General features: G+C 69.6%; 28 protein-coding genes and 1 pseudogene. 14 read left to right on the forward strand and 15 right to left on the reverse strand.

Annotated elements, in window-relative coordinates; genetic code table 11:
• Nucleotides 1-17: 17 nt before the first annotated feature.
• Together ACIQTP_RS03315 and ACIQTP_RS03320 are read right to left on the reverse strand one after the other, a co-directional pair.
• Nucleotides 18-209, reverse strand: coding sequence for a DUF397 domain-containing protein (locus ACIQTP_RS03315; protein WP_403395741.1), 192 nt, complete (start codon nt 207-209; stop codon nt 18-20).
• A gap of 33 nt (nt 210-242) precedes the next feature.
• Nucleotides 243-495, reverse strand: a pseudogene (locus tag ACIQTP_RS03320) (multiprotein-bridging factor 1 family protein); the annotation flags it as partial.
• A gap of 115 nt (nt 496-610) precedes the next feature.
• Between ACIQTP_RS03320 and ACIQTP_RS03325 the strand changes: the two are divergent.
• Together ACIQTP_RS03325 and ACIQTP_RS03330 are read left to right on the forward strand one after the other, a co-directional pair.
• Nucleotides 611-817: a hypothetical protein gene (locus ACIQTP_RS03325; RefSeq protein ID WP_403395742.1), complete on the forward strand. Its 207-nt coding sequence runs from the start codon at nt 611-613 to the stop codon at nt 815-817.
• Nucleotides 818-825: 8 nt separating this feature from the next.
• The gene (locus ACIQTP_RS03330) at nt 826-1041 is read left to right on the forward strand and encodes a hypothetical protein (RefSeq protein ID WP_402036333.1); all 216 of its coding nucleotides are present in this window, start codon (nt 826-828) and stop codon (nt 1039-1041) included.
• 18 nt (nt 1042-1059) lie between these two features.
• On the opposite strand, the gene ACIQTP_RS03335 is transcribed toward ACIQTP_RS03330, so the two are convergent.
• The gene (locus tag ACIQTP_RS03335) at nt 1060-1464 is read right to left on the reverse strand and encodes a twitching motility protein PilT (protein ID WP_229888782.1); all 405 of its coding nucleotides are present in this window, start codon (nt 1462-1464) and stop codon (nt 1060-1062) included.
• Entirely contained in the window at nt 1461-1730 is a 270-nt protein-coding gene (locus tag ACIQTP_RS03340) for a CopG family transcriptional regulator (protein WP_403395744.1), read from the reverse strand. The genes ACIQTP_RS03335 and ACIQTP_RS03340 overlap by 4 nt, the downstream gene beginning before the upstream one ends.
• Nucleotides 1731-1842: 112 nt before the next feature.
• Here ACIQTP_RS03340 and recO point away from each other — a divergent pair, with 112 nt between their 5' ends.
• From recO to ACIQTP_RS03355, 3 genes are all read left to right on the forward strand, one after another.
• Complete coding sequence (recO, locus tag ACIQTP_RS03345) at nt 1843-2589, forward strand: DNA repair protein RecO (protein WP_054235479.1); 747 nt, start codon at nt 1843-1845, stop codon at nt 2587-2589.
• A 22-nt stretch (nt 2590-2611) separates the two neighbouring features.
• Nucleotides 2612-3457, forward strand: coding sequence for an isoprenyl transferase (locus ACIQTP_RS03350; RefSeq protein WP_351700495.1), 846 nt, complete (start codon nt 2612-2614; stop codon nt 3455-3457).
• A 74-nt stretch (nt 3458-3531) separates the two neighbouring features.
• On the forward strand, nt 3532-4092 hold the full coding sequence (locus ACIQTP_RS03355) for a YcxB family protein (RefSeq protein ID WP_403395747.1): 561 nt from the start codon (nt 3532-3534) through the stop codon (nt 4090-4092).
• 12 nt (nt 4093-4104) lie between these two features.
• On the opposite strand, the gene ACIQTP_RS03360 is transcribed toward ACIQTP_RS03355, so the two are convergent.
• Genes ACIQTP_RS03360 through ACIQTP_RS03375 form a run of 4 tightly spaced genes read right to left on the reverse strand, consistent with a single transcriptional unit; the run spans nt 4105 to nt 7258 of the window.
• Complete coding sequence (locus tag ACIQTP_RS03360) at nt 4105-4521, reverse strand: Fur family transcriptional regulator (protein WP_067369822.1); 417 nt, start codon at nt 4519-4521, stop codon at nt 4105-4107.
• Between the two features lie 58 nt (nt 4522-4579).
• Entirely contained in the window at nt 4580-5482 is a 903-nt protein-coding gene (locus ACIQTP_RS03365; RefSeq protein WP_402036342.1) for a metal ABC transporter permease, read from the reverse strand.
• Nucleotides 5482-6249 (reverse strand): metal ABC transporter ATP-binding protein, encoded by a 768-nt coding sequence (locus tag ACIQTP_RS03370; protein ID WP_402036345.1) that lies wholly within the window; start codon nt 6247-6249, stop codon nt 5482-5484. The genes ACIQTP_RS03365 and ACIQTP_RS03370 overlap by 1 nt, the downstream gene beginning before the upstream one ends.
• Nucleotides 6250-6277: 28 nt before the next feature.
• Nucleotides 6278-7258 carry a metal ABC transporter substrate-binding protein gene (locus ACIQTP_RS03375; RefSeq protein ID WP_403395749.1) on the reverse strand — a complete coding sequence of 327 codons (981 nt, stop codon included), beginning with the start codon at nt 7256-7258 and terminating at the stop codon, nt 6278-6280.
• A gap of 191 nt (nt 7259-7449) precedes the next feature.
• On the opposite strand from ACIQTP_RS03375, the gene ACIQTP_RS03380 reads away from it, so the two are divergent.
• Nucleotides 7450-8832 carry a glycine--tRNA ligase gene (locus tag ACIQTP_RS03380; RefSeq protein ID WP_402036349.1) on the forward strand — a complete coding sequence of 461 codons (1383 nt, stop codon included), beginning with the start codon at nt 7450-7452 and terminating at the stop codon, nt 8830-8832.
• Between the two features lie 121 nt (nt 8833-8953).
• Here ACIQTP_RS03380 and ACIQTP_RS03385 read toward each other — a convergent pair whose 3' ends face one another.
• Nucleotides 8954-9796, reverse strand: a complete 843-nt coding sequence (locus ACIQTP_RS03385) for an oxidoreductase (protein ID WP_403395751.1) — start codon at nt 9794-9796, stop codon at nt 8954-8956.
• A 144-nt stretch (nt 9797-9940) separates the two neighbouring features.
• Here ACIQTP_RS03385 and ACIQTP_RS03390 point away from each other — a divergent pair, with 144 nt between their 5' ends.
• On the forward strand, nt 9941-10501 hold the full coding sequence (locus ACIQTP_RS03390; RefSeq protein WP_403395753.1) for a TetR/AcrR family transcriptional regulator: 561 nt from the start codon (nt 9941-9943) through the stop codon (nt 10499-10501).
• Nucleotides 10502-10592: 91 nt separating this feature from the next.
• Here ACIQTP_RS03390 and ACIQTP_RS03395 read toward each other — a convergent pair whose 3' ends face one another.
• Nucleotides 10593-11645, reverse strand: coding sequence for a chitinase (locus tag ACIQTP_RS03395; RefSeq protein ID WP_403395755.1), 1053 nt, complete (start codon nt 11643-11645; stop codon nt 10593-10595).
• Nucleotides 11646-11874: 229 nt separating this feature from the next.
• On the opposite strand from ACIQTP_RS03395, the gene ACIQTP_RS03400 reads away from it, so the two are divergent.
• Entirely contained in the window at nt 11875-12879 is a 1005-nt protein-coding gene (locus tag ACIQTP_RS03400; protein WP_403395757.1) for an aldo/keto reductase, read from the forward strand.
• Nucleotides 12880-12905: 26 nt separating this feature from the next.
• Nucleotides 12906-13511, forward strand: a complete 606-nt coding sequence (locus tag ACIQTP_RS03405; RefSeq protein WP_403395759.1) for a TetR/AcrR family transcriptional regulator — start codon at nt 12906-12908, stop codon at nt 13509-13511.
• A gap of 38 nt (nt 13512-13549) precedes the next feature.
• Here the strand turns inward: ACIQTP_RS03405 and ACIQTP_RS03410 are convergent, their stop codons facing one another.
• Nucleotides 13550-13756 carry a hypothetical protein gene (locus ACIQTP_RS03410; protein WP_054235491.1) on the reverse strand — a complete coding sequence of 69 codons (207 nt, stop codon included), beginning with the start codon at nt 13754-13756 and terminating at the stop codon, nt 13550-13552.
• Between the two features lie 198 nt (nt 13757-13954).
• On the opposite strand from ACIQTP_RS03410, the gene ACIQTP_RS03415 reads away from it, so the two are divergent.
• Both ACIQTP_RS03415 and ACIQTP_RS03420 read left to right on the forward strand, forming a co-directional pair.
• Entirely contained in the window at nt 13955-14689 is a 735-nt protein-coding gene (locus tag ACIQTP_RS03415; protein WP_403395763.1) for a transporter substrate-binding domain-containing protein, read from the forward strand.
• A gap of 769 nt (nt 14690-15458) precedes the next feature.
• Nucleotides 15459-16298: a G1 family glutamic endopeptidase gene (locus ACIQTP_RS03420; protein WP_403395764.1), complete on the forward strand. Its 840-nt coding sequence runs from the start codon at nt 15459-15461 to the stop codon at nt 16296-16298.
• 87 nt (nt 16299-16385) lie between these two features.
• On the opposite strand, the gene ACIQTP_RS03425 is transcribed toward ACIQTP_RS03420, so the two are convergent.
• Nucleotides 16386-17270: a hypothetical protein gene (locus ACIQTP_RS03425; protein ID WP_403395766.1), complete on the reverse strand. Its 885-nt coding sequence runs from the start codon at nt 17268-17270 to the stop codon at nt 16386-16388.
• Entirely contained in the window at nt 17267-17782 is a 516-nt protein-coding gene (locus ACIQTP_RS03430) for a SigE family RNA polymerase sigma factor (protein WP_403395770.1), read from the reverse strand. Before ACIQTP_RS03430 ends, ACIQTP_RS03425 begins: the two co-directional genes overlap by 4 nt.
• 15 nt (nt 17783-17797) lie before the next feature.
• Between ACIQTP_RS03430 and ACIQTP_RS03435 the strand changes: the two genes are divergently transcribed.
• Nucleotides 17798-17968, forward strand: a complete 171-nt coding sequence (locus ACIQTP_RS03435; protein WP_403395772.1) for a hypothetical protein — start codon at nt 17798-17800, stop codon at nt 17966-17968.
• Here ACIQTP_RS03435 and ACIQTP_RS03440 read toward each other — a convergent pair.
• Nucleotides 17961-19391 (reverse strand): MFS transporter, encoded by a 1431-nt coding sequence (locus ACIQTP_RS03440; protein ID WP_403395774.1) that lies wholly within the window; start codon nt 19389-19391, stop codon nt 17961-17963. The two genes, ACIQTP_RS03435 and ACIQTP_RS03440, sit on opposite strands and share 8 nt — an antisense overlap.
• A gap of 101 nt (nt 19392-19492) precedes the next feature.
• Here ACIQTP_RS03440 and ACIQTP_RS03445 point away from each other — a divergent pair, with 101 nt between their 5' ends.
• Complete coding sequence (locus tag ACIQTP_RS03445; RefSeq protein WP_403395776.1) at nt 19493-20476, forward strand: helix-turn-helix transcriptional regulator; 984 nt, start codon at nt 19493-19495, stop codon at nt 20474-20476.
• 17 nt (nt 20477-20493) lie between these two features.
• Here the strand turns inward: ACIQTP_RS03445 and ACIQTP_RS03450 are convergent, their stop codons facing one another.
• Nucleotides 20494-21939 carry an MFS transporter gene (locus ACIQTP_RS03450; RefSeq protein ID WP_403395778.1) on the reverse strand — a complete coding sequence of 482 codons (1446 nt, stop codon included), beginning with the start codon at nt 21937-21939 and terminating at the stop codon, nt 20494-20496.
• 134 nt (nt 21940-22073) lie between these two features.
• Here ACIQTP_RS03450 and dusB point away from each other — a divergent pair, with 134 nt between their 5' ends.
• On the forward strand, nt 22074-23228 hold the full coding sequence (dusB, locus tag ACIQTP_RS03455; RefSeq protein ID WP_403395781.1) for a tRNA dihydrouridine synthase DusB: 1155 nt from the start codon (nt 22074-22076) through the stop codon (nt 23226-23228).
• Nucleotides 23229-23236 lie beyond the last annotated feature (8 nt).

A 23236-nucleotide genomic window follows, 5' to 3' on the forward strand; every position in this document is an offset into this window, starting at 1 on the left:
GAGACCGTGCGTCGGACTCACTTCACGACGGTACGGAGGAACGCCGTCCAGGCGAGGGAGCCGATGAGGAGGACGGGGCCGTCGGTGACCTTGCTGTCGGGGACGGGAATGACACCGGGGGGTCGTCCATCAACGCCCCCGAAAACGAGGTCTCTGTATAGGCAGTTGGCGGTGCGTCCTCGAACCATGAGCGCCAGCATCCCGCCCATGCCGGTGTGCGCTCACGCGTCGTAGGGGACCAAGTAATCCGCGTACCGCTTGTCGTCAATCAGTTTTTGCCACGTGCGCTCGAAAAGCGGTTTGCAGGAGCGCGTCGATCCGTCGGGCCACCGCCAACTGTGGTTTCCGAATGGCCTGTTCGAACTGGCCGATGTGACCCCCGGAGGCGAATACCCGCGCCCCCAGCTCCACCTGAGTGAAACCGGCATCCTCCCGCCGTCGTTTCAGCTCCGCCCCGAAGAACTCCCACGCCGCCTGCCGCGAACCGTCGGCCATGGCCAAACCCCTCACGCTGCGCCGAACTTGTAGAGGGCAGAATCCTGCCGAGTGTAGATGCGGAGCGTCACTCTGGAGACGCGAAGAGTGAAACTCGGAAAGTCAGGGGAGCAGGGTGAAGGCACAGCACTCGGCGCTCTGCGTCGAAGAGGCGGAGGTAACGGTGAAGGAATTGCGGGCGGCACCGGAGAAGGCCGGAATTACGTTGCCGTCGCTGCGGATCGACCCGCCGAGTTTGGCGCGCGAGGCACCTTGTCCGCGCGTCGAATTGGGCGGCTGCTCCATCGAGATCGCGGCCCGGCTCGCGGCGGCGCTGCGGTGAGGCCTCCGATGAAGCCGCCGATCGGCTCGTACGTCGTCGACACGCGCACAGAGAAGGTGGGCATGGTGATGGGACACGAGGGACCGTACGTACAACTGAGACCGCTGGGCGGGGGCAAGGAGTGGGACTGCGGTCCGGACACCGTCCGGCGGGCCACCGCGGCGGAGCGGCTCAGCGCGGCCACGGCGTATGCGAACGCACGCAGCCGCGGTGAGGTCCCGTGAGCGGGGGTTCGGCCGGCGTCAGTGCAACGGAGCCACCTCGGCACGCTTGCCGGCAGGACCGAGCCGGTCCAGGAGGTGCTGGATGTCTCCGGGGTCCGACGTGACGATCACGGCACCGAGGTCCGCCGCCAGCACCGCGACGGTGCCGTCGACCGGGTCCGACGTGGCGGCCTGTCCCAGGAGTGCTCCCACCCTCCTGGCGAGTGCGTGATCGAGTACGGGGACCTCGCAGCCGTTGAGGATCCGGGCCAGCTGAGCCTGGCGGGCGCCATCCCGCCAGGCCCGCGCCACGACCGGTGCGGGTGCCAGGGGCAGGCCGCCCGCGGTGAGGTAGGAGCGGTGGGCTCGCCAGAAAGCGGCGTGGTTGCGTTCCGCGGCGATCAGTGCCCCGGCGTCATAGACCACGGGCCTGAGCACGTTCACGCGGCACCGTGCGACTGCTCGGCCGTGAGCGTGGGCTGAGTGACGCGGTTCATGAAGTCGTCGACCCATGCCTGCTCGTCCGGCGTGGGTGGATCGACGTGGGCCATGGCCTCCTCCGCCGCGGCCAGCCCGGCTTCGATCTTCGCCGCGTGTTCAGCGGCCCGCGAAAGCCAGGCGGAGACACTCAGGCCTTCGCGCTCGGCGGCCGACTTGACCGCGTCGAGCGTCTCGCTCGGGATGGTGATGGTGACTCGCTCCAGGCTCATACCGAGAGTCTTACCGACGTGAGCGGTCGGCCGCCAGACGAGTCGGCCATATTCACTTGCAAGAAGTACGGCACCCGCCGGCGCATGCCCTTGCGTACGCGAGAATGGGCCCATGAGTCTGTTCCGCGACGACGGCATCGTGCTGCGCACCCAGAAGCTGGGTGAGGCGGACCGGATCATCACCCTGCTCACCCGCGGTCACGGCCGCGTACGGGCCGTGGCCCGTGGTGTGCGGCGGACCAAGTCGAAGTTCGGGGCGCGGCTCGAACCCTTCTCGCACGTGGACGTGCAGTTCTTCGCGCGGGGGAGCGAGCTGATCGGGCGCGGTCTGCCGCTGTGTACGCAGAGCGAGACGATCGCTCCGTACGGCGGCGGGATCGTGACGGACTACGCGCGCTACACCGCCGGTACGGCCATGCTCGAGACCGCCGAGCGGTTCACCGATCACGAGGGGGAGCCCGCCGTGCAGCAGTATCTGCTGCTCGTCGGCGGGCTGCGCACCCTCGCCCGGGGTGAGCACGAGCCGCACCTCGTCCTCGACGCCTTCCTGCTGCGCTCCCTCGCCGTGAACGGCTACGCGCCCAGCTTCAGCGCGTGCGCGAAGTGCGGGATGCCGGGACCGAATCGGTTCTTCTCGGTCGCGGCGGGAGGTTCCGTCTGCGTGGACTGCCGGGTGCCCGGCAGCGTCGTACCCTCGGCTGGGGCCCTCGAACTGCTCGGCGCGCTGCTGACGGGAGACTGGGAGACCGCGGACGCGTGCGAGCCGCGGTACGTCCGGGAGGGCAGCGGGCTGGTGTCGGCCTATCTGCACTGGCATCTGGAGCGCGGGCTGCGCTCGCTCCGGTACGTGGAAAAGTAAGACTGAGGGAGACGAGAAGCACATGGTCGTACGCGGGATCCTGGGACGCCAGCGCCGCGAGTACAAGACGCCGGAACCCCACCCGTCCGGTGCCGTCGCGCCCAAGCTCCCCGGTGAGCTGATCCCGAACCATGTGGCGATCGTCATGGACGGGAACGGGCGCTGGGCGAAGGAGCGCGGGCTGCCGCGCACCGAGGGGCACAAGGTCGGCGCCGAGCGGGTCCTCGACGTGCTGCAGGGCGCGATCGAGATGGGGGTCGGCGCCATCTCGCTGTACGCCTTCTCCACCGAGAACTGGAAGCGCTCGCCCGACGAGGTGCGCTTCCTGATGAACTTCAACCGCGACTTCATCCGCAAGACCCGCGACCAGCTCGACGAACTCGGCATCCGGGTCCGCTGGGTGGGCCGGATGCCCAAGCTGTGGAAGTCGGTGGCCAAGGAGCTCCAGATCGCCCAGGAGCAGACCAAGGACAACAACCGGCTGACGCTGTACTTCTGCATGAACTACGGCGGTCGCGCCGAAATCACCGACGCCGCGCAGGCCTTGGCTCAGGACATCAAGGCCGGCCGGCTCGACCCGTCGAAGGTCACCGAGAAGACCTTCGCGAAGTACCTCTACTACCCGGACATGCCGGACGTGGACCTGTTCCTGCGGCCGAGCGGCGAGCAGCGCACCTCGAACTACCTGCTCTGGCAGAGCGCCTACGCCGAGATGGTCTTCCAGAACGTGCTGTGGCCGGACTTCGACCGGCGCGACCTGTGGCGGGCGTGTGTCGAGTTCGCCCAGCGCGACCGCCGCTTCGGCGGCGCCGTCCCCAACGAGCAACTGCTGGCGATGGAACAGGGCATGCGGGGCGACGGCTCGTAACACCTACTGCCCGGCGCGTTGTCCGAACCTGACGTTACGATCACGGCTCATCACCACCGAACGGGGGAGGGGCCGTGGTCGAGGGCCAGGGTGCTGCGCAGCAGCGGGAATTGCAGGGGCAGGGGTACGGGGCGGATGCCGTCGAGCTGGAGTACCGGCCGACCGTCGGGGACTACACGTCGGCGCTGAGGGCGCGCAGAGGCGTGAGCAAGGCGGCCCGAAGACAGTTCTGGGTGCTGGGCGGCGCGACCGTCGTGGTCGCTCTGGAGGGTGCGCTGGCGCTGAGCGGAGGAGACGCGTCCGTGTTTCCCGTGATCTGGCTTCTCGTTTTCGCGCCCCTCATGCTGCTCTCGCCCTGGCTGCAGGCCCGCCAGGTGTCCCGCGTCTCCGAGCGGCAGGGCGTCTTCCGGGTGAGAGTGACGGATGCCGGGGTGTCGGTGGCCACCGACAACACGACGGCATCCGTCAACTGGGCCGCCCAGCCCCGCTACCGCGAGAAGCCGGACATCTTCGTTCTGTTCAGCGCCGACAAGAACGCCACCTGCTTCACCGTGCTGCCCAAGCGCGCCGCCCGGACCCCCGCGGACGTGGAGAGGCTGCGGGCGATCCTCGACCGCAACCTGACGCGCGCCTGACGCGCTCGGGGTTCAGCCCTTCGCCGCCGCGCACTCCGCGCACGTGCCGAAGATCTCCACGGTGTGCGCGACGTTCACATAGCCGTGCTCCACCGCGATCGCCTCCGCCCACTTCTCGACGGCCGGGCCCTCGACCTCGACCGCCTTGCCGCAGACGCGGCAGACGAGGTGGTGGTGGTGCTCGCCGCTGGAGCAGCGGCGGTAGACGGACTCGCCGTCGGAGGTACGCAGTACGTCGACCTCGCCGGCGTCGGCGAGGGACTGCAGCGTGCGGTACACGGTGGTGAGTCCGACGGAGTCACCCTTGTGCTTGAGCATGTCGTGGAGCTCCTGCGCACTGCGGAACTCGTCCACCTCGTCGAGTGCCGCCGCCACGGCGGCACGCTGCCGGGTGGAACGGCCCCGAACGGGCGATCCAGCGGTTGTCACCGTTGCCTCCTCACGTCTGCCCTTGCCCGGCCATTGTGCCAGCCCGGACTGTGCGTGGTCAGACGCCGACCTTGCGTTCCGGGCCACGGCTGGCCGGAATCGCGCACTCCGCGGGGTCTCCGGCCCCCTGCGCGGCGGCCAGGGCCCGGGCCCGGCGCCGGGCCAGCGGGGTCGCCAGCACGGTGAGCACGATGAACGCGCCGATGGTCAGCAACACGATCGTCGCACCGGGCGGCACGTCCTGGTAGTACGACGTCACGGTGCCGCCGATCGTCACGCTCACGCCGATGGCCACCGCGATCGCGAAGGTGGCGGCGAAGCTGCGGCTGAGCTGCTGGGCCGCGGCCACCGGGACCACCATCAGCGCGCTGACCAGAAGCAGGCCGACCACCCGCATCGCGACCGTCACGGTGACGGCGGCGGTGATGGCGGTGAGCAGGTTCAGGGCGCGCACCGGCAGACCCGTCACCCGCGCGAACTCCTCGTCCTGGCTGACCGCGAACAGCTGCCGGCGCAGGCCCAGGGTGACCAGGACGACGAAGGCCGCGAGCACACAGATCGCCGTCACGTCGGACTCGGAGACCGTGGACAGGGAGCCGAAGAGGTACGAGGTCAGGTTGGCGTTCGAGCCCGTCGGCGCGAGGTTGATGAACATCACGCCGCCCGCCATACCGCCGTAGAAGAGCATGGCGAGCGCGATGTCGCCGCGCGTCTTGCCGTACCAGCGGATCAGTTCCATGATCACGGCGCCGAGGACCGAGACGGCCGTCGCCATCCACACCGGGTTGGTGGAGAGCAGGAAGCCGAGGCCGACACCGGTCATCGCCACATGGCCGATGCCGTCGCCCATCAGGGCCTGGCGGCGCTGGACGAGGTAGATGCCGACGGCGGGCGCGGTGATGCCCACCAGGACGGCGGCGAGCAGGGCCCGCTGCATGAAGGCGTAGTTCAGGATGTCCATCAGCTCAGCAGTCCCGTCCGGATCGGTTCGGCGTCGTGAGCCGCGTGCGGGTGTACGTGGTCGTGGCCGGGCAGGGCGTGCTGGCCGACCGCCCGCGGGGGCGGGCCGTCGTGCAGGACGCAGCCGTCACGCAGGACGACCGCGCGGTCGATCAGTGGCTCCAGGGGGCCCAGCTCGTGCAGGACGAGCAGGACGGTGGTGCCCGCCGCGACCTGTTCGCGCAGGGTCTGGGCCAGCACCTCCTGGCTCGCGAGGTCGACGCCCGCCATCGGCTCGTCCATGATCAGCAGCTCGGGTTCGGAGGCGAGGGCGCGGGCGATCAGTACGCGCTGGTGCTGGCCGCCCGAAAGGGCGTTCACCGAGTCCTTGGCGCGGTCCGCCATGCCGACGAGCTCCAGGGCGTGCCGTACGGCCTCGTGGTCGGCCTTGCGCAGCACGCCGAAGCGGGCGCGGGAGAGCCGGCCGGAGGCGACGATCTCCGTCACCGTGGCGGGCACGCCGCCCGCGGCGGTCGTGCGCTGCGGCACGTACCCCACCCGCCGCCAGTCGCGGAAGCGGTGCCGCGGGGTGCCGAAGATCTCTATCTCGCCGCCGCTGACCGGGACCTGGCCGATGACGCTGCGGATGGCCGTCGACTTGCCGGAGCCGTTGGCGCCGAGCAGCGCGACGACCTCACCGCGGTGCACGCTGAGGTCGATGCCGCGCAGGACGGGGCGCGAACCCAGCTCGGCGGTCACGCCGCGCAGGGATATGACGGGCTCGCTCACGCTGTCCTCCTGGAACTCGGACCGGGTGTCACTTGGCGCCCAACGCCGTTCGCAGCGCCTTCAGGTTCGACTCCATGACCTGGAAGTAGTCGCTGCCCCTGGACTTGCCGGTGATGCCCTCGATCGGGTCGAGGACGTCCGTCTTCAGGTTCGCGTCGCCGGCGATGGTCTTGGCGGTCTTGTCGCTGACGAGCGTCTCGTAGAAGACCGTCGAGACGCCGTCGGCCTTCGCCATCTTCTCAAGGTCCTTCACGCGGTTCGCGCTGGGCTCCGACTCCGGATCCAGACCGTTGATGGCCTCCTCGGTGAGGCCGTAGCGCTCGGCGAGGTAGCCGAAGGCGGCGTGCGTGGTGATGAAGACCTTGGTCCTGGTGTTCGCCAGCCCGGTCTTGTACCGGGTGTTGAGATCGGCGAACTTCTTCCGCAGCGCCGTCATGTTCTTGTCGTAGTCCGCGGCGTGCTTCGGGTCGGCCTTCTTGAGGGCCTTGGCGACCCCTTCGGCGACCTCGCCGTACTTCACCGGGTCGAGCCAGATGTGCGGGTCGGCGGCGCCGGACTCCTCGCCCTTGGAGCTGTCGTGCGAGGCCGCGTGCCCGCCGACCTCGTTGCCGTGCTTCTCCAGCGTGGTCAGCGACGCGGCGTCGATCTTGGTCTTGACCTCGGACTGCGCCACGGCGTCGTCGACGGCCGGCTGTAGGTTCCTGAGGTAGACGACGGCGTCCGCCGACTGGAGCTGCGCGGTCTGCCGGGCGCTGATCTCCAGGTCGTGCGGCTCCTGACCGGGCTGGGTCAGGCTCGTGACGTGCACGTGCGTCCCGCCGATCTGCTCGGCGAGGTACTGCATGGGGTAGAACGACGCCACGACGTCGAGCTTCCCGGCGCTCTTGCCGTCGACCGCCGTGGAAACCGAGCAGCCGGTGAGGGCGCCGAGGCCGACGGCCGTGGCTGCCAGGGTCGCGGACCCGGCAGTGCTTATTCGAGAAGCGGCGAGGCGCCGTCGTACGTTCATGACAGTCATTTTCAACAAACCTGGAAACGATTGTCAACAAGCGCTGGGTAAGCCCTAGGTAAACGAGGCGGCGATTGAGCCGGTAAGGGGCACGATGAGGCGAGGTGTCCCCGAACCGATTTGATACGAGGGTGGGCGGCGCCGGTAACCTGAATCATTCGCTGCCGTCCGTTCGTAATGAAGAGAGCACCGTGGCCGCCGACAAGATCGACACCATCGTCAGCCTGAGCAAGCGCCGTGGCTTCGTTTTCCCCAGTAGTGAGATCTACGGTGGACAGCGTGCCGCCTGGGACTACGGTCCGCTCGGCGTCGAGCTCAAGGAGAACATCAAGCGCCAGTGGTGGCGCTACATGGTCACCTCCCGCGAGGACGTCGTCGGTATCGACTCGTCGGTGATCCTGGCGACCGAGGTCTGGGTCGCGTCGGGGCACGTCGCCACCTTCACCGACCCGCTGACCGAGTGCACCTCCTGCCACAAGCGCTACCGCGCCGACCACCTGGAGGAGGCCTACGAGGCGAAGCACGGCCGCCTCCCGGAGAACGGCCTCGCCGACCTCAACTGCCCCAACTGCGGCAACAAGGGCACGTTCACCGAGCCCAAGCAGTTCTCGGGCCTGCTCACCACCCACCTCGGCCCCACGCAGGACAGCGGCTCCGTCGCCTACCTGCGCCCCGAGACGGCCCAGGGCATCTTCACCAACTTCGCCCAGGTCCAGCAGACCTCGCGCCGCAAGCCGCCGTTCGGCATCGCGCAGATGGGCAAGTCCTTCCGCAACGAGATCACGCCCGGCAACTTCATCTTCCGCACCCGCGAGTTCGAGCAGATGGAGATGGAGTTCTTCGTCAAGCCGGGCGAGGACGAGAAGTGGCAGGAGTACTGGATGCAGGAGCGCTGGAACTGGTACACCGGCCTCGGTCTGCGCGAAGAGAACATGCGCTGGTTCGAGCACCCCAAGGAGAAGCTCTCCCACTACTCCAAGCGCACCGCCGACATCGAGTACCGCTTCAGCTTCGGCGGCAACGAGTGGGGCGAGCTGGAGGGCGTCGCCAACCGCACCGACTACGACCTCGGCGCGCACTCCAAGGCCTCCGGCCAGGACCTCTCCTACTTCGACCAGGAGGCCGGCGAGCGCTGGACTCCGTACGTCATCGAGCCCGCCGCCGGTGTCGGCCGCGCGATGCTGGCGTTCCTGCTGGACGCCTACGTCGAGGACGAGGCCCCCAACGCCAAGGGCAAGATGGAGAAGCGCACGGTGCTGCGCCTCGACCCGCGCCTCTCGCCGGTCAAGGTCGCCGTCCTGCCGCTCTCCCGCAACCCGGAGCTGTCGCCGAAGGCCAAGGGCCTCGCCACCGCCCTGCGCCAGCACTGGAACATCGAGTTCGACGACGCGGGCGCCATCGGCCGCCGCTACCGTCGCCAGGACGAGATCGGCACCCCGTTCTGCGTCACGGTCGACTTCGACACCCTCGACGACAACGCCGTCACGGTGCGCGAGCGCGACTCGATGAAGCAGGAGCGCGTCTCCCTCGACCAGATCGAGGGCTACCTGGCCGCGCGTCTGATCGGCTGCTGACCCGGCTTGTCAGTGAGAAGCCCCCGGTTCCCGTGATGCGGGAACCGGGGGCTTTCCGGATCGCGGGCACAATCCGCGCGGCCCCGGGCTGATCCGAAAGACAGGCCCTGGCGGCCGGCGGCTAACGGTTGGCGCCGGTCGGTGTGCCCATGGCGCGGGCGACGAGTGCGTCGTAGGCGCGGTCGGGCAGGGCGCGGCGCAGGAAGATGAGGGGCCTGGCCCCGAAACCGACGGCGTACCGGGTCTTGGGGCGGCGAGCCGTGACGGCCTTGGCGACGGTGTCGGCGACGACCGAGGGCGGGGAGCTGCGGCGGGCGGTGCTCTCGGAGCCCAGGGACTCGGCCATCGCGCCTGCCTGCGCGGCGTACGCGGTGCCGCCGGAGGTCTTGCGCAGGTTGTCCGCGGCGATGCCGCCCCACTCCGTCCTGATGGCTCCTGGCTCGACGATGACCACATCGATGCCGAACGGCCTGAGCTCCATGCGCAGGCAGTCGCTGAGCCCTTCGAGGGCGAACTTGGTTCCGTGGTACCAACCGCCCAGCGGGGTGTGGATCTTGCCACCCATGGAAGAGATGTTCACGATCGTGCCGCTCCGCTGCGCCCGCATGTGCGGCAGCACGAGCTGGATCAGGTGAGCGGCACCGAAGATGTTGACCTCGAACTGGGCACGCGCCTCGTCCAGCGGTACGTCCTCGATGGCCCCGTACGACCCGTACCCCGCGTTGTTCACCAGGACGTCGATACGGCCCGATTCGGCGATGATCCCGTCGACACCCGCCTGCATCGAGGCGGTGTCGGTGACATCCATGGGCAGGACGTGGACGCCCGCCTCGGCGAGGCGGGACATCCGTGCCACCCGGCGGGCAGCACCGTACACGGTGTATCCGAGCTCCTGGAGCTTGAGTGCGGTGACCTCACCGATACCGGAGGAGGCACCGGTGACCAGGGCGACCTTGCTGGACATGGGGCAAGCCTTTGAGTCGGCCCCTCGCGGGGCGGGAACGCCAGGCAAACATGAACCATGGCTCACTTTCATCATGAGTCATGGTTCACCTTCCTGCAAGCGAACCCGCATAGGCTTTGCGTCACGACGAGACTGGAGGGCACGATGACCCAGGCCCGGCCGCTGCGCGCCGACGCGGTCCGCAACCGCAAGAAGATCCTCGACGCGGCGCACCTGCTGATCACGCGGCACGGCCCCGAGGTGCCCATGGACGCGATCGCCGAGGCTGCCGGGGTGGCGGTGGGCACGCTCTACCGGCACTACCCCACGAAGACCGATCTCGTCGGCGCGGTCCTGTCCCGGCATGTCGAGCGGATGACCCTCACCGTGGAGGAGGCGGCAGACCGCGTGCGGGCGGGGGCGCACGCCATGACCGAGCTCACCGCGCTCGTCTCCCGCGTCATCGAGGCCGCGGCCCAGGACCACGCGGTGAAGGCCGCCGCGCAGGGAGTCGGGGCCTCGTACGCGCCCGAGCACGACACGCGTGCGGCCGCCGCGCTGACCGAGCTCATCACCACCGGCCAGGCGGACGGTGACCTCCACTCGGACGTCACCGTCGCCGACTTCTACCTCTTGCTGGCCACCGCTCCCCTCGACCAGCCGCGCGAGGTCCGCGATCGCTGGCTCACCCTCATGCTTCCCGGCTTCACCGCGACGGCTCGCTGAGAGGTGCGGCGGCACGTGGGGGGCTGCGGCGGCGCGCCGGGAAGTGTGGCGGCACGTGGGAAGCGGACTTCTCCCCGAGCCGTCCTGGTTCTCAACGGCCCTGCAGCGCCTTGACGTTGTCGCCGAAGCTCCAGTTCTTCGAGCCGTCCCAGTTGATCGACCAGGTCATCAGGCCCTTGAGGCCGGTGCCGTAGTGCCGCCACGCCTGGGAGACCAGGCTCGGTGACATGTAGCCGCCGCCGGCGCCCGACTGGGCGGGCAGACCCGGGACCTGCTTGTCATAGGGCACCTTGATGGTGGTGCCCTGCACGACCAGTCCCTTGTTCAGGCAGTCGGTCTGCGCGGTGAAGCCCTGAACGGTGCCCGCGGAGTAGGAGTCGCCGGAGCATCCGTACATGCTGCCGTTGTAGTACTGCATGTTCAGCCACCACAGGCGCCCGTTGTCCGCGTACTTCTTGACGATCGGCAGATACGCGCCCCAGATCGAGCCGTACGTGATGCTGCCACCCGTGACGTACGCGGTCTCCGGCGCCATGGTAAGCCCGAAGTTGGCCGGCATCTGTGACAGCACGCCGTCGATGATCCGGGTCAGGTTGGCCTGGGACGTGGAGAGCCGGCCGATGCTGCCACTGCCGACCAGGCCCGTCTCGATGTCGATGTCGATACCGTCGAAGTTGTACTTCTTCAGGATGGGCACGATCGTCGCGACGAACCTGTCGGCGACGGCGGAGGAGCTGAGGTCGATGCCCGCCGCCGCCCCGCCGATCGACAGCAGGATCGTCTGCCCGGACGCCTTGGCCGCGCACATCTCGGCCGGCGTCGCGACCTTCACACCGGCGTCCATCCCGTCCTCCCACAGCGCCGTGCCGTCGGAGCGGATGACCGGGAACGCCGCGTTGATCACGTTGTAGCCGTGCGCGGCGATACGGGAGTCGGTGATCGGCGTCCATCCGAACGGCGGGTGCACTCCGTTGGAAGAGCCGTCCCAGTTCTCCCAGTAGCCCTGGAGAACCTTCCCGGACGGGCGGGACTTCACGGCGCAGGTGTCGGCGGCGGATGCGGCGGGAGCGGTGGCGACCGACAGCGGGGCGAGGACGGCTGCGGTCAGTGCGAGGGCGAACAGGCGCAGCTTCCGACGGATCATGCGAGGCCTCCCGGTGGGGGGTGCGGTGAGGTGTCGTAGGCATGACAGTGCCTGCGGTCCAGACCTGTCGTCAATAGGTCTGGACCAAAGTGGGGTGACGAGTGACGAGTGACGAGGGACGGCTGACAGATAACAGATGACAGATAACAGATGACAGATATTGAAATCTGTCATCTGTCATGGCATCGTGAAAAGGCGTCAATCCACCAAGGGACACCAGGGAGTCCTCATGCAAACCCGCCCCCTCGGAACCACCGGTCCTCAGACCTCCGCCCTCGGCCTCGGCTGCATGGGCATGTCCGCGCTGTACGGCGAGGCGGACCGGGCCGAGTCGATCGCGACCATCCACGCCGCCCTCGAGGCGGGCGTGACGCTCCTGGACACCGGCGACTTCTATGCCATGGGCCACAACGAGATGCTGATCGGCGAGGCTCTGCGCGCGGCTCCGGCGGCCCTGCGTGAGCAGGCGCTGACCAGCGTCAAGTTCGGCGCCCTGCGCGACCCGGACGGCGGCTGGTCCGGATACGATGGCCGCCCCGCCGCGGTGCGGAACTTCGCCGCGTACTCGCTGCAGCGCCTGGGCGTCGATCACATCGACGTGTACCGGATCGCGCGGCTCGACCCGAACGTCCCGATCGAGGAGACGGTCGGCGCGATCGCGGAGCTCGTGGAGAAGGGGCACGTCAGGCACATCGGCCTGAGCGAGGTCGGCGCCGACACCATCCGCCGGGCCGCCGCCACCGCCCCCATCTCCGACCTCCAGATCGAGTACTCGCTGATCTCGCGCGGCATCGAGGACGAGGTCCTGCCGACCACCCGTGAGCTGGGCATCGGGATCACCGCGTACGGCGTGCTGTCCCGCGGGCTGATCTCCGGCCACTTCACGGCCGACCGGCAGCTGGCCCCGACCGACTTCCGTTCCATGAGCCCCCGCTTCCAGGGCGACAACCTCCAGCACAACCTCTCCCTCGTCGAGGCGCTGCGGAAGATCGCCGAGCAGAAGGGCGTCAGCGTGGCGCAGATCGCGATCGCGTGGGTGCTGTCGAGGGGCGAGGACATCGTGCCGCTGGTCGGTGCGCGGACCCGGGAGCGGCTGACGGAGGCGCTCGGCGCGCTGGACGTCACGCTCGACGACGCCGACCTCGCCGCGATCGAGCGGGCCGTGCCGGCCGACGCCGCCGCGGGCGACCGCTACCCGGCGGCGCAGATGTCACATCTCGGCACCGACCGCTGACAGTGCCGCCAGGTACGGTTTTCGACATGGCACCGACCACCGAAACACTGACCGCCGAGCGCATCCTCGAGGCGACCGAGGAGGCGCTGCGCCGCCACGGCCCCGCGAAGGCCACCGTGGTGGACGTGGCCCGCGCGCTCGGCGTCAGCCACGGCAGCGTCTACCGTCACTTCCGTACGAAGGCGGCGCTGCGTGAGGCGGTCACCAAGCGCTGGCTGGACCGTACGTCGCAGATACTCGCGGAGATCGCCAGGCCGTCGCCCGCGCCACCCCCGGAGGCGCTCGAGCACTGGCTGGCGACGCTGTTCACCGCCAAGCGGCACAAGGCGGGCGACGATCCCGAGCTGTTCGCGACCTATTCGGTGCTGCTCGACGAGGCGAGCGCGGTGGTCGAGGAGCACGTCGCCGAGCTGGTCGACCAGCTCTCGGACATCATTCATCGCGGCGTGATGGAGGGCGACTTCATGACCGTGGACGGCGACTCCGTCGCGACGGCCCGCGCCGTCTTCCACGCCACGAACCGTTTCCACGACCCCGCCTACGCCCACGAGTGGGAACAGCCGGGCATCGAGGCCGAGTTCTCGACGGTCGTCACCCTCGTCCTGCGTGGACTGCGCCGCCGAATCGACTGAATCCACGGCCCTGGCGGACCGGTGGTCCCGGCGGGGGGCTATCCCTCCGTCGGGTCCACCGTCGCCTGATGCGCCTCGGCGAGGTGCTCCTCCGCCTTCAGCCACGGCAGGAACTGCGCGCCCTTGCGCCAGCCGCAGGTGTCGCATCTGATCGTGCGCTGTACACCGGCGCGCTGGACATGGACGACGTGCTCGCGGCCGTGCTGGTCCCAGCGGCTTACCTTGCTCGTGTTGATCTGCAGCATGACACCTCCAGGTGTTACCGCTCCGCTCGCGCGGCAAGGCGTTGGCGGCAGGGCTTTCGCAGCAAGGAGTGTGCAGCATCGGGAAGATCAACGGGGGTTCTTCGGCCACGAGTTCACCGCGTGGTCGCACGTGATCACGATCCGTCGCCGCCCGTCCACCCTCCGCGCTGCCGCACCGCCCCGATCTACACTCCGCTCATGACGACCGGAACTCCCGCCATCGCCAAGGACCTCGCGCCGCACGGCACCCTGCGGGCCTCGATCAACCTGGGCAATCCCGTGCTGGCCCAGGGCACACCGACGGCCCCGGCCGGCGTCACCGTCGACCTCGCGCGGGAGATCGCCGCCCGCCTCGACGTCCCCGTGGAGCTCCTCTGCTTCGACGCGGCCCGCAAGTCGTACGAGGCGATGGCGGAGGGCCGTGCCGACCTGTGCTTCCTAGCCGTAGAGCCCGCACGGGAGGCCGAGGTCGCGTTCACGGCGCCGTACGTCGAGATCGAGGGCGTGTACGCCGTCCCCCGCGACTCGGACCTGACGACCGTCGCCGAGGTCGACCGTCCCGGCGTACGGATCGGGGTGAAGCGCGGGTCCGCCTACGACCTCTTCCTCTCCCGCACGCTTAGGCACGCGAGCGTGGTGCGCGGGGAGGACGGGGTCGAGGCGTTCGGGGCCGAGGGGCTGGAGGTCGCGGCCGGGATCAGGCAGCCGATGACCGAGTTCGTCGCGGCGCACCCCGAACTCCGCCTGATCGAGGACCGGTTCATGCAGATCCGCCAAGCGGTCGGCACGACGAAGACCCGCCACCCCGAGACCGTCCGCTTCCTCCATGACCTCGTCGAGGAGCTGAAGGCGAACGGCTTCGTCGCGAACGCCCTGCGCCGCGCCCACCAGTCGCAGACCCTGGTCGCCCCACTCGCCCACCCCGGAAGCTGACCTGGGACCGGCGCGTGATCGCCGCACCGCCGTGCGTGGTGCTGGACCGCCCCGATCCGCGCCCCGATCCGCTCCGACTGGCCGAGTTCTACGAGGACTTGCCGGCGGGACAACTCGCGGAACTGCTGGATCACTCCATGGAGAGATGGGAACAAATTTACTAAAAGCGGCCGTGTGTTTTTCCTGCCGCCCCATACGATGCATCAACCGCACGACTCCAACGAGTCACACGAGTGCGGCAAGTTTCATCCACACGACGGGGGTTGAGTGGCGTGAACAGTCTGTTCATCGTCGGTATGGGCTTCGGGACCGCAGGGATTCCAGCCACCAGGTCGTGACCGCCGCAGGCGGTTCGGCCACCAGCGCCATGACGACACGCACGGCTGCGGCCGAGGGCGTGTGTCACGCCGGGCTGGCCCCTGTCGACATCGGCGAGTGACTGCGGCGCGGAAGCGCCCCGGCCGCTGGTGTCCTTTTCCTACACCGAAGGAGCAACATGAAGCCCTCTCGGGCAACTGCAAGCTCTCGTGTCCGGAAAGTCTTAGTTGTCGCAAGCTCGATGGTGGTCGCGGCCGCCGCCTTTGTCGCGACGCCCGCGAACGCCGCGCCAACGGCCGGTTCCGCACCGGCCAAGGGGTGCAGAACTCTCAGCGCCACCAAGACGCGTCTCATCGGGGCGGACGGGAAGACCGTGTCCGCGTCGGCTGCTCAAGCCGTGCGAGCCACAGCGGGGAAGGAGCTGACGTACCGTCTGCCGGGTGGCGCGACCATGACGACGATCGTTCCGCCCCAGGGGTTCCGGCCGCAGACAGCGGCGCCCGCGGCGGCGCGGGCCTACGGCTTCGACGCCCCGAACAGCCCGAAGGCGCTGACGGCGTGGCGGGCGAAGTACAAGGGGTATCGCGAGACCGTACCGTCGGTGCCGTGCCTGGGGCCGTCCGGCAAGTCGGCACTGCGATTCGCCTACAGCGGCAACTGGGGCGGCTATATCGCCACCGGACACTCCAACTACAACGAGGTCTACGACGATCAGAACATCCCCACCTACTCCACGAGTTGTGGCTCCAACAGCACCGCGGTGGCGGCCCCGTGGATCGGTGTCGGTGGCTACCACTCCGGCAAGCTGATCCAGCAGGGCTTCGTCTCGGGCTCGTCGGGCACGGCCACCCAGGGTGCCTCACTGTGGTACGAGTACCTCAACTCCGCGCACCCGAACCCGCCCGTCTATATCGGGCACACGACGAAGACCGGACACGTCATCTCGCAGTACATGACCTACAGCTCCGGAAAGGTCGTGTTCCACTGGTACGACCGGACCGCCGGATCCGGCTGGTCACCCGTAACCGTGTCCGGTCTTTCGGGGTACTACGACGGAACGACCGCGGACTACATCACGGAACGGCCGTTCGGTTTCAAACTGCGTAAGTTCAGTCGGCAGACGCTCAGCGCCGCCGGTGCCAGGTACGGCAGCACCTCCAAGGACCTCTTCAAGCTGCCGACCACCGAGGTCAGGCTGACGACCAACGGCGCCTCGTCCGGGGCCTCCATGTTCACGGACACCCGCTCCAGCGCGAGTGCGTTCTACCAGACCTGGAAGCGCTGCTCCTAGGACCGGTCCCGCCTCACCGGGTATCGCCGGGAGCCGATGTGTGCTCCCGGCGATACCCGCGCGTGGGCGAAACCCGCGCGTGGCCGGCTACTTGGCCGGGCGGAGCCTCACCTTGTGGCCGTCGGCCGTGACCGCGTACCTGACGGGCGAGCCCGTCCCGGTGGTCGAGCAGTAGACGGCGACGGTGCCGCCGGGAACGTCGGGCAGAACGTCCTCGGGCTTGGCGTTCGTCGCAGCCAGGTGCTTCGCGCGGACCCGCTCGACGGTGGTGAAGCTGCCGTCGGAGGTGGACTTGCGTCCGAGCGCCTTCTCGCACACGGCGGCGCGTGACGCCGTCGTGGTGTCCTCGCGCCACAGCGCGATGAGCCGTTTGTGGCTGTCCAGGAACCGCAGCGCGCGGGCGGCCGAGCCGCCCGGCTCGTCCACGGCGACGTAAGCGGTACGCGCGACCGCGTCCAGGAGGTCGGGGGGAGGTGTGGTGAGCATCGGGCAGGGCTGGAACTGCGGCGGCGACAACACGGCGGTGAACGAGCCGTCCGCCTTCAGCGTGAAGCTGCCGCCGGCCAGCGGGCCGCAGGCCCTGTTCACCTGCCATCCGTTCGGTGCCCCGTCGGCGCCGATGATGATGTTCGCCGGCATCCCGCCGACGTCGCGCCACGAGGAGACGTCGCTTCCGTCGATCCGGACAGCGATCCATCGCCCGCCGAGGCCTTCGGCGGTCAGGGCCGCGCTGCGGAAGCTGGGAGTGGCCATGGTGTTGCTCCTGCCGTGGTCCGCCTGTGTTGCCACGGCCACCGACCCGGCGACGGCCACGACGGAGGCGAACACGCCGGCGACGGCGAGCCGCCGACGCCAACGCCGCCTCGTCCCCACGCGGACCGCCTCGTCGATGTCGACGCGGTCGGCAGGAGCGCTGATGGTGATGGACGCGATGCGCGCGGCGAGTTCTTCTGGCGTCTTGTCGGGGTTCACGATGCTCCCTCGATCTTGGTCGGTTGCGTCTGGAGCGCGGAGCGCAGGGCCTCCAGGCCGCGGCTCGTCTGGCTCTTGACGTTGCCCGGACTCGTCCTGAGCAGGTCCGCGGTCTGCTCGACCGACAGATCCTCGAAGAAGCGCAGGACGAGCACGGTCCGCTGGCCGGCCGGGACCGTCAGCATGGCGGCGATCAGCTCGTCGTCACGCTCGTCCATGCTGGTGTGCGGGGGTGAGCGCAACGTGCTCACATCCGCCTCGCTGATCTCACGTCTGGCCGGTCGACGCCGGTAGTCGGTGTGGAGGTTGCACAGGATCCGACGGACGTACGCACGCGGATCCCCGGCTGCCACCACCCGGTCCCACCTGGAGTAGAGCCGTCCGAGCGCGTCCTGGACGAGGTCATCGGCGAGGTACCAGTCACCGCAGAGCAGAAACGCCGTCGTACGCAGGCGCGTTCGATGCTCGAGCACCCAGGCACGGAAGTCGGTCTCGCGGGGATGATCGGTCACGCTCTTCCTCGTCTCATGCATCCAGGTGCCGCCTGCGTCGCCCAGGCCGACCCGGGTCCGCTTCTCGCTACGCCCTACACGGAACCCGGGGCGCCCAGGGTTGCACGCGTCCGCGAACTCGGGGCCCGCGCGGCACCGGCGCTCTTCTCCGACAAGCGGCTCCAACTGCCCCCACAGCTCAGCTGATCGTGCGCGGCAGTCGCAGGCTCAGGGCCGTCGTCAGGGCCACGCCCGCCAGTTGGACCAGGAGGGTGGTGACGAGGGCGTCCCGCATGCCGTCGCTCGAGGCGAGGGACAGGAAGAGGGTGCCCAGGGTGGCGACGCCGACGGCGAGGGCCGACTGCTGGGTGGTGGCCATGACGCCACTGCCGACGCCGGCCCGCGCGGACGGCACCTCGGAGAGGATGATCCGGATGAGGACGGGGAGCTGGAGCGCCTGGCCCGCGCCCGCGACCGCCGCGCCCGGCAGCAGTTGCCACACGCCCAGGTCCGGCCAGGACCGCCACGCGGCCAGCGTGATGAGGCCCACGCCCACCGCCTGGATCAGCCCGCCCGCCGTGACGATCCGGGTGCCGTAGCGGGCGATCAGCCGGGGGCCGCAGAGGGAGACGACGAAGAAGACCACGGCCATCGGCGCCAGGGCCAGGCCCGCCGGGACCGGGCCGAGGCCCGCTCCCCGCTGCAGCGCCACCGCGATCACGAACATGAAGCCGCTGAAGCCGATCGAGAACGGCACGATCATGATCAGGCCCCGGCGGAGCGAGGTCAGCGCGAACAGGCTCGGCGGCACCAGGGGCGTACGGCCCTGGCGGTCCTCCCGGCGCTCGACGAAGTAGAACGCCGCCGCCGCGAGGGGGAACAGCGCCAGCGACAGCCAGGTCCACAGGGGCCAGCCCGCGGCCCTGCCCTCGGTGAGCGGGGCGAGAAGCGCGAGAAGGGACACGGCGAGCAGCACCGTGCCGGGGGTGTCGATCGGCTCCGGGTGCTGCGAGCGCGTCTCGGGGACGGCGCGCGTGGCCAGGATCAGGCCGAGGATCACGACGGGCACGTTCACGAGGAACACCGCGCGCCAGCCGGTGCCCGCGATGTCCGCCGCGACGAGAAGGCCGCCGAGTATCTGCCCGGCCACCATGGACAGACCGGCCGTGGCCCCGTACAGGCCCATGGCCTTGGCGCGGCGCGGGCCCGCCGTCGCCGCCTGGATGGTGGCGAGCACCTGCGGCAGCATCGCGGCGGACGCCGCGCCCTGCGCGACGCGCGCCGCCACCAGCGTCCAGGCGCTGGGCGCGAGCCCGCACGCCAGGGAGGTCAGACCGAAGGCCGCCATGCCGCCGAGGAAGAACTGGCGTCGCCCGAAGAGGTCGCCGAGGCGGCCGCCCAGGACGAGCAGGACGGCGTACGCGACTCCGTACCCGGCGACGACGAGTTCGAGGACGGCTTCGCTCGCGTTCAGGTCCCGGCCGATGGTCGGGAGGGCTACGTTGACGATGAAGAAGTCGATGAGGGGCAGTGCCGCCCCGAGCAGCACGGTGAAGAGCCCGAGGCTGCTGAGTGCGGGTGCTGCGGAGGGCGAGCGGACTGGAGTCCTGAGGGTTCCGGTTTCGGTCACGTGCTCCAGACTTCTCCTGACCTCAGACTGGTACCAGAGTGTCCTTATCCTGGTAGAAGCACTACCTGGCAACAGGTTCCGGGGAACGGCAGGCTGGAGGCATGACGACGATGACGCAGGAGAGCACCGCTCCCCGGCCGGTGGAGGCCATCGATCCTGCTCAGCGGGCGGTGTCCGTGACTTCTCCCCGGCCGGTGGACCCCGGGCCGCACGGCACCGCCGCCCCCCGCGGCAGCGAGATCCGGCGGCACGAGCTCGCCACCTTCCTGCGCAACCGCCGTGAGCGCATCACGCCGGAGCAGGTCGGACTGCCCCGTGGCCGCCGCCGGCGCACGCCGGGCCTGCGCCGCGAGGAGGTCGCGCAGCTCTCGTCCGTCGGCGTCACCTGGTACACCTGGCTCGAACAGGCCCGTGACATCCAGGTCTCCGAACAGGTCCTCGACGCGCTGGCCCGCACCCTGCTGCTCGACTCCAGCGAGCGCGCCCACCTCTTCCGGCTGGCCGGAGCCGTCGACCCCACGCCCGCCGCGCCGTGCCCGACCCTCACCCCGGCCCTGCTCGAGGTGCTGTCCCAGCTGGAGCCGGTCCCGGCCTGCATCCAGAACAGCCGCTACGACATCCTGGCGTACAACCGCACGTACGCCCGGCTGATGATGCGCGACCTCGACGCCGTACCGCCTGAGGACCGCAACTGCATGATCCTCGCCTACACCCACCCGGAGTGGCGCGAGTCGATCGTGCTCCTCGACGAGACCATGCGTGTGATGGCCGCCAAGCTGCGCGGCTCGATGGCCGGCCACCTCGGCGAACCCGCCTGGAAGTTGCTGGTCAAACGGCTGCGGACGGAGTCGGCCGAGTTCCGTGAGATCTGGGAGCGGTACGAGGTGTACGGCGGCTCGCGCAGCAAGACCAAACAGTTCCTGAACCCGTACGTCGGGCTGCTCACCGTCGACCACACCGACCTGTGGCTCGCCCCCGACACGGGCGCCCGCATGGTGACGTACGCGCCCACGGACGAGCAGAGCCGCGAACGCCTGAGGACGCTGCACGAGATCGCGCTGACGGCGGAGACGGAAGCCGCCTAGGGCCCGGACCCCCTGCCTCAGGCGCGGACGCCCACCGAGTCCCGAACCTCCGCCGACTCCAGCTGCCGTGCCGTCCGCTCGGCCGTCCCGCGTGCCCAGCGTCCGCTGGTCAGCGCGCCCAGGACGAGGACGGCGAGACCGCAGCCGGCGAGGATCCACCACCCGGGGCGGGCGGCCGACACGAACGTCTCCCGGTACGCCGAGGCCTGGATGCCGGAGGCGAGGACCGCGCCGACCACGGCGACACCGAGGGTGCCGCCGATCTGCCGGCTGGTGGAGGCGACGGCGGCCGCGACCCCGGCCTGGGTGCGGGGCATGCCGGAGACGGCGGTGTTGGTGATGGGGGCGTTCACGAAGCCGAAGCCGAGGCCGAAGAGGACGTACCCGATGACGAGCGTGACGTTCGACGTCTCACCTTCGAACGCGGCGAAGAGAATCCCGCTCGCGGTCATCGAGACCCCCGCGATCAGCAGGGGCAGCCGCGGCCCCCGGTTGCCGACCAGCCGCCCCGACAGCGGCGCGCACACGAAGCACATGACCGCCATGGGCAGCATCCACAGGCCCGCGTGCAGCGCGTCCAGACCGCGTACGTTCTGCAGATAGAGCGTCGAAAGGAACAGGAACCCGCTGAGCGCGGCGAACGCGCTGATGGCGACGACCGTGGCCCCGCTGAACGGTGCCGAACGGAAGAAGCGCAGGTCGATGAGGGGTTCGGCGCGCCGGGGCTCGTACCGGAGCAGGCCGAGCAGCGCGGCGACGGCGATCGCGCCGAAGGTGAAGATCTTGGGGGCGCCGGAGCTGGGCGCCTCGATGATCGCGTACGTCAGGGAGCCGAGCAGCGCGATGACGAGGAGCTGCCCGACCGGGTCGGGGCGGCGGGCCTTGGGGGCGCGGGACTCGGGGACGTAACGCCAGGTGAGCAGGAGCGCGGCGAGACCGACCGGGAGGTTGATCCAGAAGATCGACCGCCAGCCGACCGAGTCCACGAGCAGGCCGCCGACGATCGGGCCCGCGGCCATCGATATGCCGACCACGCCACCCCAGACACCGATCGCGCGGGCGCGCTCGCGCGGGTCCGTGAAGGTGTTGGTGATGATCGACATCGCGACCGGGTTCAGCATCGAGCCGCCGATCGCCTGCACCATGCGGAAGGCGACGAGCGAGTCCAGGTTCGGAGCGACGGAGCACAGGACCGAACCGAGGGTGAAGATCACCAGGCCCGCCTTGAAGACCCGGCGGCGGCCGATGCGGTCGGCGGTCGAGCCCGCGAGCATCAACAGCGACGCCAGGACCAGCGTGTACGCGTCGATGGTCCACTGGAGGCCCGCCACGCTCGCGTGCAGTTCCTTCTGCATCGAGGGCAGGGCGACGTTCAGGACCGTGTTGTCGAGGCTCACGATCAGCAGGCTCATGCAGCAGATCGCGAGGACGAGAAGCCGGTGGCGGGGACTGAGCTCGAGCATTCCTCCAGCCTACGCCCGTGTCGATAGTGCGTCTAACTAATGACCCTCCCCTGACCCTCCTTTGTTGCGCACTGCACTCATTCATGACAGTCACCACAGTCACCGCACCCGTCCGCGTACGCGACAATGGGGGAATGTCCACGACCGCCCTCGCCCCCGCCACCCCGCTGTCGATCGGTCCCCACACCGTCCAGCCGCCCGTCGTCCTCGCCCCCATGGCCGGGATCACGAACGCGCCGTTCCGCACGCTGTGCCGCGAGTTCAGCGGCGGCAAGGGCCTGTTCGTCAGCGAGATGATCACCACGCGAGCGCTGGTCGAGCGCAACGAGAAGACCATGCAGCTGATCCACTTCGACGCGAGCGAGAAGCCGCGCTCGATCCAGCTGTACGGCGTGGACCCGGCGACCGTCGGCAAGGCCGTCCGCATGATCGCGGAGGAGGATCTCGCCGACCACATCGACCTGAACTTCGGCTGCCCGGTCCCGAAGGTCACCCGCAAGGGCGGCGGCTCCGCCCTCCCGTACAAGCGCCACCTCCTGCGGGCGATCCTGCGCGAGGCCGTCAGCGGGGCGGGCGACCTCCCGGTGACGATGAAGATGCGCAAGGGCATCGACGACGACCACATCACGTTCCTCGACGCCGGACGGATCGCCGTCGAGGAGGGCGTCACCGCCATCGCCCTGCACGGCCGCACCGCCGCCCAGCACTACGGCGGCACGGCCGACTGGGACGCCATCGCCCGCCTCAAGGAGCACGTGCCGGAGATCCCCGTCCTCGGCAACGGCGACATCTGGTCGGCGGAGGACGCGCTGCGGATGGTGCGCGAGACCGGCTGCGACGGGGTCGTGGTCGGGCGCGGCTGCCTCGGCAGGCCGTGGCTGTTCGGCGACCTGGTGGCCGCCTTCGAGGGGCGCCAGGACGCCTACGCCCGCCCGACCCTGCGCGAGGTCGCGGCCGTCATGGTCCGCCACGCCACCCTGCTCGGCGAGTGGATCGGCGACGAGGCGCGCGGCGTCATCGACTTCCGCAAGCACGTGGCCTGGTACCTGAAGGGCTTCGCGGTCGGCTCGGAGATGCGTAAGCGCCTGGCGATCACGTCATCCCTGGCCGAACTCTCCGACGGGCTGGCCGAGTTGGACCTCGACCAGCCCTGGCCGGCGGGCGCGGACGGCCCGCGCGGCCGCACGTCAGGCAACAACCGGGTCGTCCTGCCGGACGGCTGGCTCAAGGACCCGTACGACTGCGCGGGCATCAGCGAGGACGCGGAGCTGGACACGTCCGGCGGCTGACTTCTCCG

The organism is Streptomyces sp. NPDC090798 (genome assembly GCF_044768965.1).
In the GTDB taxonomy this organism is placed as follows: Bacteria; Actinomycetota; Actinomycetes; order Streptomycetales; family Streptomycetaceae; genus Streptomyces.